The 10,548-nt window shown below is 64.2% G+C and carries 9 protein-coding genes; 4 read left to right on the top strand and 5 right to left on the bottom strand.

The window, feature by feature from the left end; translation table 11 throughout:
- The 3 genes from ACEW8N_RS14345 to ACEW8N_RS14335 all read left to right on the top strand — a co-directional run.
- A partial coding sequence (locus tag ACEW8N_RS14345) for a YdbH domain-containing protein (protein WP_373500521.1) occupies window positions 1–1,614 on the top strand: 1,614 nt, incomplete at its 5' end.
- A gap of 66 nt (window positions 1,615–1,680) precedes the next feature.
- Complete coding sequence (locus tag ACEW8N_RS14340) at window positions 1,681–1,908, top strand: hypothetical protein (protein WP_373500520.1); 228 nt, start codon at window positions 1,681–1,683, stop codon at window positions 1,906–1,908.
- Window positions 1,909–1,936: 28 nt separating this feature from the next.
- Entirely contained in the window at window positions 1,937–2,305 is a 369-nt protein-coding gene (locus tag ACEW8N_RS14335) for a YdbL family protein (RefSeq protein WP_373500519.1), read from the top strand.
- 149 nt (window positions 2,306–2,454) lie between these two features.
- Here the strand turns inward: ACEW8N_RS14335 and dnaK are convergent, their stop codons facing one another.
- From dnaK to ACEW8N_RS14310, 5 genes are all read right to left on the bottom strand, one after another.
- Window positions 2,455–4,377, bottom strand: a complete 1,923-nt coding sequence (dnaK, locus tag ACEW8N_RS14330) for a molecular chaperone DnaK (RefSeq protein WP_373500518.1) — start codon at window positions 4,375–4,377, stop codon at window positions 2,455–2,457.
- Window positions 4,378–4,425: 48 nt separating this feature from the next.
- Complete coding sequence (gene grpE / locus ACEW8N_RS14325) at window positions 4,426–5,094, bottom strand: nucleotide exchange factor GrpE (protein WP_373500517.1); 669 nt, start codon at window positions 5,092–5,094, stop codon at window positions 4,426–4,428.
- A gap of 331 nt (window positions 5,095–5,425) precedes the next feature.
- Window positions 5,426–6,601 (bottom strand): lipocalin-like domain-containing protein, encoded by a 1,176-nt coding sequence (locus tag ACEW8N_RS14320; RefSeq protein ID WP_373500516.1) that lies wholly within the window; start codon window positions 6,599–6,601, stop codon window positions 5,426–5,428.
- A 28-nt stretch (window positions 6,602–6,629) separates the two neighbouring features.
- Entirely contained in the window at window positions 6,630–9,266 is a 2,637-nt protein-coding gene (locus ACEW8N_RS14315) for an ABC transporter permease (protein WP_373500515.1), read from the bottom strand.
- Window positions 9,254–9,976 carry an ABC transporter ATP-binding protein gene (locus ACEW8N_RS14310; RefSeq protein WP_373500514.1) on the bottom strand — a complete coding sequence of 241 codons (723 nt, stop codon included), beginning with the start codon at window positions 9,974–9,976 and terminating at the stop codon, window positions 9,254–9,256. Before ACEW8N_RS14310 ends, ACEW8N_RS14315 begins: the two co-directional genes overlap by 13 nt.
- A 245-nt stretch (window positions 9,977–10,221) precedes the next feature.
- Between ACEW8N_RS14310 and ACEW8N_RS14305 the strand changes: the two genes are divergently transcribed.
- A partial coding sequence (locus tag ACEW8N_RS14305) for a hypothetical protein (RefSeq protein WP_373500513.1) occupies window positions 10,222–10,548 on the top strand: 327 nt, incomplete at its 3' end.

Genomic DNA, 10,548 nt, shown 5'->3' with positions numbered 1-10,548 from the left:
CGGAACCCGGCAGACGCCGGGACGGCCTCACCCCTCCGGGTGGGCCGGGTGAGCCTTCACGTCCCCCTGCCCCGAATCACCCTCTCCGGAGAGGGGGCATCCGACGCGGGCGCCGTCCGGTGCCGTCTCGACGCGGGCCCGGTTCGGGCCGAAGCCCCGGGGGTCGATCTCCGCGTGAAGGCGGTTACCCTAGACGGCGACATTCGCTTCGAGGGCGCGGAGGAGGTTCGCGGCACCCTGAAGCTTGCGGGGGAAGAGGCGACCCTCACGGCAGGCCCGGCAAAAAGCCGAACGTCGGCCCGCCTGCCGTCTCTCGCCCTGTCCGGGGATGCCATCTTTTCCCGTAAAGGGGGGCTCCGCTTTGACGGCAAGGCCGACCTGGCCGGCGCCGCGGTCACAGTGCCGGGAAGCCGGACATCGGTCGAAGACATCCGCCTGTCCCTCCCCCTGACATGGCCCTGGGGCGCATCCGAGGCCGCCGGGTCCCTGTCCTTCAGCGCCCTCCGGTGGGACAGGCAGGACATGGGGGCGCTGAAGGGGAGGCTCCACCCCCGGCCTGATGGGCTCCGGTTCGATGGGGATTTTGCCGCCCGCCTCCTGCCGGGCCTGGTCCTGAAGCTCAGCGGGGAATCCCCGTTTCTCGCCCCGGAAAAACCGTCCGGCCTGGCCTGGTCTGCCCGGTATCGGCCGGCAACGCCGCTGGACCTGGGCCGGTTCGCCAAGACGGCCAAGGGCATGACCGTCGAGGGGACCCTTTCAGTGGACGGACGGATGGACTTCGGCGGCGGCATTGCCCCCGGCGGCGGCATGACGGCCTCCCTTGCGGGCGGGCGGATCACGGCAAAGGCGCGGGATATGCGGATGGAAGATATCCGCCTCGACCTCCATTTTCCGGCGCTGCCGACCCTTCGGAGCGCACCGGACCAGAGGCTTGCCGTCGGGAAGGCGACCCTGGGGAAAATCCGGATCGAGGACGTCGGCCTCCGCTTTCAGATCGAGCCCGACACGGCCGTCCTGATCGAAAAAGGGCGCTTCACCTGGTGCGGCGGGACGGTCAGCACCCAATCCCTGCGCATCGCACCCGACATGGCGGATGTCGAACTCATCCTCTACTGCGACCGCCTCAACCTCGCCCGCCTGCTCGACCAGCTCGGGGCGGCCCGTGCCGAGGGCCGGGGCGCCGTCAACGGGCGGCTGCCCATCCGGCTCCGGAACGGCACCGTGCGATTCGACGACGGATTCCTCTATTCAACCCCCGGCGACGGCGGCGTGATCCACGTCACCGAGGCCCGGGTCCTGACGGCGGGCATTCCCGAAAACACCCCGCAGTTCGCCCAGATCGACCTGGCGGTGGAGGCCCTCAAATCCTATGAATATGCCTGGGCCAAACTCGGGATCACCACCGAGGGCGAAAACCTGCGGCTGAATCTGCAGTTCGACGGCAAACCGACGGCGCCCCTGCCGTTTGTCTACCAAAAGGAATTCGGAGGGTTCGTCCGGGTGGCGGCCGACCACCCGGGATCGGTTTTCCAGGGCATTCGACTGGATGTCAATTTGGGTCTTCCCCTGGACAAGATCCTCCGGTACAGGGGCCTGATGGACAACATTCAATAAAATACCCCGAACGCCGGCGGAAGGGGGACGAATCTGCCGGTATTTTCATTACCGAGGAGAAGGCAAATGGCGAAACACGTGCTGCGGATGCTGATGCTCGCGTCGTTCCTGCTCATGCAGGGCTGCCGGACGTATCATCAGGTCGAACTCAAACCCGTCGAGGTGAAACCCATCCATATCACCATCGACGTCAACGTCAAGGTGGACCGCGCCCTGGATGAGTTCATGGGCGACGTCTACGAATACCGGAAAAACGAAACGTCCAAGCCATCGCAGGAATCCCGAAAGAATTGAACCGTTTCATCCCTTCAGGAGGAAAGAAATGCCGTCGAAACGAGTGACCCTTTTGCTCACCATCATCATCTGTCATGTCCTGCTGATCGTTGCGGCGCGGGGCCAGGACGATGTAAAATCCCGGATGGCAGCCCGCATCCCCGCGATCGACGCCCTCAAGGCCAGGGGCGTCGTCGGTGAAAACAGCAGCGGCTACCTGGAATTCAGAGGCCCGGCAGAGAAGGCGGAGGTCGTGAAGGCCGAAAACGCCGACCGGTCTGTGCTTTTTGCGGGCATCGCGGCGGAGCAAGGCACCACGGCGGAGATCGTCGGCCGCCGGTTTGCCGTAAAGTTCCGGGACCTGACGCGGCCCGGCGAATGGTTCCAGGACGACGCCGGTGTATGGCGGAGGAAATAGTCCGCACCCAAGGAATTCGCCCTCGCCGTCCAGCGCGGATCCCGAAAAGCGGAAAAAAATCCCGCGCCGGACCCGACGCGGGATTTTTGAGATCTTTGTCTTTAGATGAGGAACCTGGGATGAGAATTCCGGGGTAAGCGGCCTTACATCTACTTGTCCTTGACTTCCTCGAAATCGGCATCCACCACATCGTCATCGGAGCCGCCGCCGGACTGGGCGCCGCCCTTGGGGCCCGCGTCGCTTTTGCCCCCGCCGTCGGCCTTCTGGGATGCCTGGTTATACATGGCCTCGGCCAGGTTGTGGGATGCCTGCATCAGTTCATCGCTCATGCGCTTGATCTCGTCGGTGGTGTCGCCTTTCATGGCCTCCTTGAGGACGCCGATCTTGGCCTCGACATCGCTCTTGAGAGATGCATCCACCTTGTCCCCCAGGTCCTTGATGGATTTTTCCGTCTGGTAGATCAGGGCATCGGCGTGGTTGCGGGCCTCGACGAGCTCTTTTTTCTTTTTATCTTCATCGGCGTGCAGTTCGGCCTCCCTGACCAGGTTCTTGATCTCTTCATCACTGAGGCCGCTGGAGGCGGTGATCTTGATCGCCTGCTCCTTGCCCGTTCCCAGGTCCTTGGCGGAGACGTTCACGATGCCGTTGGCGTCGATGTCGAAGGCAACCTCGATCTGGGGCACGCCCCGTTGGGCCGGCGGGATATCTGCCAGGTCGAAGCGGCCCAGGGTCTTGTTGTTGGCGGCCATTTCGCGCTCACCCTGGAGCACGTGGATGGACACGGCCGGCTGGTTGTCCGTGGCCGTGGAGAATACCTGGCTCTTCTTGGTCGGGATGGTGGTGTTCTTCTCGATCAGCTTGGTCATCACGCCGCCCAGGGTCTCGATGCCCAGGGACAGGGGGGTCACGTCGAGAAGGAGGACATCCTTCACGTCGCCTTTCAGCACCCCCCCCTGGATGGCGGCGCCGACGGCCACGACCTCGTCCGGGTTCACGCCCTTGTGGGGATCCCTGCCGAAGATCTTTTTCACCCGCTCCTGAACCGCCGGCATGCGGGTCATGCCGCCGACCAGGATCACCTCGTCGATGTCCGCGTTGCTGAGTCCGGCGTCTTTCATGGCAATCTTGCAGGGCATCTCCAGGTTGTCCAGAAGGTCCGCCACCAGGCCCTCCAGCTTGGTCCGGGTGATGCGGATGTTGAGGTGCTTGGGGCCGCTGGCATCGGCAGTGATGAAGGGGAGGTTCACGTCCGTCTCCATGGAGCTCGACAGCTCCATTTTGGCTTTTTCCGCCGCCTCTTTCAGGCGCTGAAGCGCCATCTTGTCGTTCCTCAGGTCAATCCCCTGGTCCTTTTTGAATTCATCGGCCAGGTAATCGATAAGGCGGAGGTCGAAGTCTTCGCCTCCCAGATGGGTGTCGCCGTTGGTGGCCTTCACCTCGAAGACGCCGTCGCCGATTTCAAGAACGGATATGTCGAAGGTTCCGCCGCCCAGGTCGAAGACCGCGATCTTTTCCTCTTTTTTCTTGTCGAGTCCGTAGGCCAGGGAGGCCGCGGTCGGCTCGTTGATGATCCGGAGCACGTTGAGCCCGGCGATCTTTCCGGCGTCCTTGGTCGCCTGGCGCTGGCTGTCGTTGAAGTAGGCCGGAACGGTGATGACGGCGTCCGTCACTGTCTCCCCCAGGTATTCTTCGGCGGTCTTTTTGATGTTGCTCAGAATAAAAGACGACACCTCGGCGGGGCTGTACTGCTTGTCACGAATGTTGACCCGTACGTCTCCGTTGCCGGCTTTCTGGATGGTAAACGGGAGGATCTTGATGTCGCCCTGAACCTCTTTGGAGTCGAATTTCCGTCCGATCAGCCGCTTGACGCCGAACACCGTGTTCTCGGGGTTGGTGATCGCCTGGCGCTTGGCGATCATTCCGACCAGGCGCTCGCCCGACTCTGAAATCGCCACCACCGAGGGCGTGGTCCGCCCCCCTTCGGGATTGGTGATAACCTTCGCCTCCCCTCCTTCCATGACTGCCACACAAGAGTTTGTCGTTCCCAGGTCAATGCCTATTACCTTACCCATTTAATCTCCTCCTTAGGATGCATATTCGAATGCAAGTCTCGCATGATTTCATTCTTCGCCGGTTTCCTGCAGCACTCCATGATCGTCCGACACGGCCTCTTCCACAGCCGGGGGCGATGGCTTCGCCCGGGACACCACCACCATGGCCGGCCGTATCAGGCGATCGTGCAGAAGGTAGCCCTTCTGGTACTCCCGTATGACGATGTTGTCGACGTATTCATCGCTCTCCTCCCGCCCCACCGCCTCGTGGAAATTGGGGTCGAACGGTTTTTCAAGCGCCTCGATCGGCTTGACATGGAACCGCTCCATGACCTTCAGGATCTCCTTGAGGGTCATGGTCACCCCTTCTAGGATGCGGACGCTTGCATCCTCCTGGGTGTTTTCCCGGCATGAGGAGGACTGGATGGCCCGTTCAAGGTTGTCGATGACGGGAAGCATCTCCTTGACCATGGCCTCGTTGGCGAATTTTCGGGTATCCTGGGCCTCACGGGCGGCCCGTTTCCTGTAATTTTCAAACTCCGCGTAGAGTCTCATGAAGCGGTCTTCAAACTCCCTTCCGGCCCGCACCGCCTCTTGAAGCTCCGATTTCAGTTGCTCTGTGGTCTGTTCCGCCCCGGCTTCCGACTCCCCCATCCCGCCGTCTTCAAAGGGGCTTTCCGCGTGGTCGTCTGAAAGGTCCGCTTCAATCGATCTGTCTTCCATCTTTTCTTCCGTCATGGGCCAGTACACTCTCCCGTTTAACCTGTGTAAGAAACCATAAAGCAGCAGGGCTGAATATAAGATCTGAACCAAGATACGCTCTACGTTTCAAATAAGTAAGCGCTTAAAAAAAAAGGTTATACCCTCCAAATGTTGTGTAGAAAGTAAGACGGAAACAAACGATGTCAAGACGATATATTTTCATAGACAACCATTAGATTTTAATTGCAAAATACCCCTCACACGCCCTGAATTTTCATCAAACGCGGAAAGATCTCTCAGGCGGTTCGCCCGGGATTTACCCGGCCGTTCGGCCGACCTTCCGGCCCCGGAGCCAGATCGCCCCTTCTTATTTCAACACGTCCAGGGGCTCGGCGTACCCCGTGAGTTCCACATACCCTTCGCCCGCCACCGGGGCGCCCGCCCGGACCCCGGAAAACGACACGCTCCCCTCCCAGTAGACCACCCCAGCGGCCCCGCCCTCCGCCATCTCCTGGTCCGGCAGATTGGCGCGCACATCCAGGAGCAATCCCAGGGGCACGATCTCGATCCGCCATGTCGAAGGATACTCGGCCCGGGAATGGGGGCTTCTCCAGACGCTCTCTGCCGTCACGCGGAGGTCGCCCCGGTCGAGGTGCCGGCTGCGGCCGTCCCCTTCCACGAAGGTGCCGCTCGATGCGGGATGAAACGACCCGTCCGGGGTCCGCAGAAGGTAGATCATGACCTCGGTCCCGTCTGACAACTGGAGGCTGAACCAGTCCCAGCCCACCAGGCCGGGTTCCAGGGGCGAGGTGGAAAATTCATGGTCCATCCAGGCCTGGCCGCGCACCGGAAAGGAAGCCCCTTCCACGGTAATGACGCCCTCGGCCCCGAGGCGGGTGAAGGAGTAGTAGCAGCTCGCCCGCTCCGGAGTGGAGCCCTTTCGGCTGTAGCCTTGATCTCCGTGGAGAACCGGGGGCTTTTCCGGGCGAAGCGTAAGATCGATGCCGAAGCCGCGGGCGTCGGCCGAAAGCCGGTGGGCGTCCGGCGTGATCTCGAGGGACCATTTTTTCAGGGCCACGGCCGTCCGGTCCGAGGCGGTTCCGGCATGGGCCATGCCGAGAACGTCGCGGGCGGCCTCGCTGTCATGGTGAAACCGCCTGCCCGGCACGTCCGAAACCGCAGCATGGCCCAGAATGATGTTTTCCGCCCGCCACCCGGACGCGGGCAGGCTCGGGTTCTTTCCCCCGCCCGGCGGAACCACTCGGCTGCGAAAAAAGGTGAGCTGGAACCCCAGGTGCCGCCCGTCTTCCGCTCTGAGATTCCCGGTGTAGTACCACCATTCGGTCTTGTAGTCCGGATGGGGTCCGTGGTCCTGCGGAAAGACGAGCCCGCAGGGCCCCGTGACCCGGGCGTAGCCCCCGGCCCAGGCCGCCGGCCACAGCAGTGCCGACAGCACCGCGGCAGCGATGGAAATCAGCGCGGCGCGCATGGGTTTCAACCGGCTGCCGGCATCGCGAACCGGCCGGATCACTATCGGGTTCATCCGTCTTCATCCTTTTCATTCATGGGGATCACCCCTCCCGCAGGACGATCGCCGGCGGCTCGCGAAACACCCGCCGCACGGCCGGCAGGGCGGCCAGCATGGCCGTGGCGAAGATCAGGGGCAGGGACAGGAGGAGGGCGGCCCAGTCCACCTGATAGATGAACGTCCACCCGAAGGACTGCCGATTGATGACGAACACCAGGAGGAGCGAGAGCAGCGCCTCGCAGAGAAGCCCCCCCAGCTCCCCGGCCGCCACCATGAGAGACGCCTCCCAGACGATCATCCGCCGGATCTGGCTGCGGCTGCCGCCCACGGCGAAGATCGTGTTGAGCTGCCGGGACCGCTCCAGCACGAGGACCGTGAGGGTCGTGGCGATGCCCAGGGCCGCGACCAGAAGCGCGATGAGGAGGAGCACCGTCGTGATGGAAAAGGTCTCGTCGAACACCCGGAGGATGTTCCGCCGCAATTCCGGCCCTGCGATCATGTCGATCCGGTCGCCGCAGCGGGCCGCGATCTCCGCTTTCAGACGGTCGATCTTCACATCGCGGTCCGGCCCGGCCTCCCGGAAGAAAAACCGGACGCCGCTCCATTCCGGGGCGGGCCGGCCCCCGCCGCGGGTCCGGATGGCCTCGTAGCGGTCCAGGGAGAAAAAGACCACGCCGCCCTGGGACCGGTAATCGCGGATCACGCCCAGGATGGGCGCCTCGACCGGGTTCCCGTCGATCCGGTCCCGGAAGATGCCGCCCACGCCCAGCCCCGTTCGGTTGGCGAAAACCTCGGACACGATGACGCCCCGGCCGGCCAAAAGGTCCCGCCCCGCCTCGTCCGGATCGCCGTCGGTCCAGATGTAGCCCCCATGGCGGAAAAAGGGCGCGAAATCGATGGCCTCGAACTGGTAGGGCACCCGGCCGTAGGTGAGGTAGAACCGGCGGAAATGGACCCGGTCCGCAGCAGTATCGACGGCCTCGATGGCGCGTGCGACCTCCTCCGGAAACGGGGTGCGGTGCCGGTTGATCTCGCCCAGCCGGGGCGTGACGAAAAGATCCCCGCTCACGGTCTGGGCGACCCAGAGGTTCACGGTCCCCCGAAAGCTGTGGATCATGATGACCAGGGCGGTGAAAAGGGCGACCGCCGTGATGAGGGAGCCCACGGAGACGGCCACCCGGACGCCGCTGTCCCGCAGGTACCGGCCGGCCAGGTACGCCGGCTCCCCGGCCGCGCGGCGGAGCAGGGGGGAGAGCCGGACGCTGATGAGCCCCAGGAAGAAGGGGGACATGAGGGAAAACCCCGCAAAGAGCATGAAGGTCGCCACGTAGCCCGGCAGGGGGATGCCGGAGACGGGGGGCATGCGGGAGAGGGGCCAGACCAAGGCCGCAAACATCACGCCAAGCGCGAAAAGGCGGCGGGAGATCCGTTGGACGGAGGCCCGGGTCCGGGCCGCCGACAGGGCCTCCCGGGGAGAGACCTGCATGGCCTCCCAGGCCGGCTCCACGGCCGCCAGAATCGACACGGCCAGGGTGACGCCGAAGGAGAGGAGCACCTCCCAGGCATCCAGGTTGAGCTGATCGACGGTCACCCGGACAAAGAGGGTGGAGATGGTCCGCCCGATCCCCTCCACCAGAAGCCCGACCATGGCGGAACTCGCGGGAAATGCCAGGACCCATCCGGCCATGCCGAAAAAGGCACCCTCCAGGAGGAAGAGGGCGAACACCATCCGACGGGAGGCCCCCACGGCCCGCAAAATCGCGATCTCCCGGCGCCGGGACGCCGCATTGAGGGCCACCAGGCTGTAGACGAGGAACATCCCCACGAACAGGGAGACGAAGCTGAGCACCGAGAGGTTGACCTGGTAGGCCCGGATCATCTCCAGCCCGCTCTCCTTGGCCGCATTGGGCCGCGACAGCAGGATGCCCTCCGGAAGCGACGCCCGAAGGACCTCTGCGGCCTTGGTCGGGTCGCCCGGCCGGAGCCGGATGTCGATCTGATCGACCTCCCCGGTTCCCCCGGTGAATTCCTGAAAGGTCGCGATGTCCGTCACGGCGATGCGGCCCCCGTCGACCCGGGAAAGCCCCTCCCCGCCCAGGACGCCCAGCACCCTGAAATCCTGGATGCGGCGGACCCCGACCAGGGGGAGCGTATCCCCGGCCGCCACCCCGAGTTCGTCCGAGAGGCGCCCGCCCATGACCAGGGTGGCCGGATCGGTCATAAGGTCCAGGGTGGCCGACGTCTCCGGGGTGTCGCCGGGGGCGTTACCCGAAGCCTTTTTCGCAGCCCGCTCCGGAGTCCATTCCCGAAACGGCCGGTCCAGCAGGGGATCGAGGCCGATGAGAAGAAAGGGCGCACCCGGTCCCGAGGCCGGCCGGACATAGGTCTGGAGCAGGGGGGATGCGCTGTCGACCGCCGGATGGCGAAGGAGGAAGGCCACCCATGCCTCGGGGACCCGGCCTCCGGGCCGGGCGACCGTCCAGTCGGCCCTGCCGGCGATGCGGTCCATGCTCCTTCCGAAGGCGTCGACCGAGGCGTTGATGGACAGCCGGACGCTCGTGAATACGGCCGCACCCAGGGCGATCCCCAGGACCACGGCGACGGTCCGGCTCCGGTGAAGCCTGAAATTCCTGAGGCTGAACCACCCGAAGAGGCGCAGGAGAAACATCAGCCGTCCCATTGGATTCTTCCGTCCCCGAGGCGGATGCGCCGGGTCGCTGCCTTATCGGCGAGGCCCCCGTGGGTGGCGATGACGATGGTTTTCCCGGAGGCGCGGTTCAGTTCGGTCAACAGATCGATGACCACGGCCCCGTTCCGGCTGTCGAGGTTTCCCGTGGGTTCGTCCGCCAGGATCACCGCCGGGTCGTTGATCAGTGCCCGGGCGATGGCGGTCCGCTGCATCTCCCCGCCCGAGAGCTGGGCCGGAAGGTGGGCAAGGCGGGGGCCCAGGTTCAGCCATCCGAGGAGTTCGGTGGCCCGTTTGCGGACATCCGCCATGGGCCGGCCGGCCAGGAGCGCCGGGAGGCAGACGTTTTCCAGCACGTCCAGGGTCGGCATCAGGTTGAAGGACTGGAAGACCATGCCGACGACATGACGGCGGTAATCGTCCAAAGAGGCACCCGATGCCTGGCTGAGGTCCCGGCCGGCCACGGTCAGCTCCCCGGCCGTCGGGCGGTCGAGACCGGCCAGGAGGGACAGAAGGGTGCTCTTGCCGGAGCCGCTGACCCCCGTCAGCAATACCAGCTCCCCCGCCGCGATCTCCAGATCGACGGCATCGACGCCCGTGATCCGGCTCTCCCCGAGGGTGTAGGTCCGGCTCAGGTTCCTGGCGCGGATTATGGCTGCATGCGATGACGCCGTCGGCTTATCGTTTTTTTGAAGGGATTGCATAATGCCTAAGTTTAAAACGCCGCAGCGGAAAAATCAAACCGGAAGGTTGCGTTCCGCCATAAAGCCTCCGCCGGGTCGCAGGGGGGATGACTGCCACGCCCGGCCCGCGCACCGGCAGTGCAGCGGGGCGGGGCGGCAGGATTTCAGCGTTGAAAATTATCGGAAACTGTATTAGTTTTGGTACACGCAGGCGCTGAACGATCATCCCGAAGGTTCGCGCCCGCCGGGACAGACAGGGGGGTGCCATGAAAAAAAATATCATCGTTCTGGCGACGGTCTTCTTTCTGGCCGCGACGCCGGCCATTGCCGGTGCCGGGCGGGGATACCGCCATTATCACGGCCACCGTGGACATTATGGCGGGTATTATGGTGGGTATAGTAATGGTGACGTCTGGGCGGCAGCGGGCATCGGTCTTCTGACCGGTGTCATCCTCTCGGCCATCTTCACCCCGCCCCGCACCGTCGTCTACCCGAGCGCGGCGCCCGCGGCGGTCCCGGCATACGGCTACCGGGGCGCATCCGGTGATGTGCAATTGAGTCTTGCTCAGGCGGCACGTACTCGCAGCACTCAA

The organism is Desulfococcus sp., from assembly GCF_041737845.1.
Classification (GTDB): Bacteria; Desulfobacterota; Desulfobacteria; order Desulfobacterales; family Desulfococcaceae; genus Desulfococcus.
The sequence above is the reverse complement of the archived record's forward strand: the minus strand, read 5'-3'. Positions and strand labels throughout refer to the sequence as shown.

Bases quoted from the DNA above. Each gene is read 5' to 3' on its own strand.
- dnaK (WP_373500518.1), bottom strand. From the start codon at position 4,377: ATGGGTAAGGTAATAGGCATTGACCTGGGAACGACAAACTCTTGTGTG.
- ACEW8N_RS14335 (WP_373500519.1), top strand. From the start codon at position 1,937: ATGCCGTCGAAACGAGTGACCCTTTTGCTCACCATCATCATCTGTCAT.
- ACEW8N_RS14310 (WP_373500514.1), bottom strand. From the start codon at position 9,976: ATGCAATCCCTTCAAAAAAACGATAAGCCGACGGCGTCATCGCATGCA.
- ACEW8N_RS14320 (WP_373500516.1), bottom strand. From the start codon at position 6,601: ATGAACCCGATAGTGATCCGGCCGGTTCGCGATGCCGGCAGCCGGTTG.
- ACEW8N_RS14315 (WP_373500515.1), bottom strand. From the start codon at position 9,266: ATGGGACGGCTGATGTTTCTCCTGCGCCTCTTCGGGTGGTTCAGCCTC.
- grpE (WP_373500517.1), bottom strand. From the start codon at position 5,094: ATGACGGAAGAAAAGATGGAAGACAGATCGATTGAAGCGGACCTTTCA.
- ACEW8N_RS14340 (WP_373500520.1), top strand. From the start codon at position 1,681: ATGGCGAAACACGTGCTGCGGATGCTGATGCTCGCGTCGTTCCTGCTC.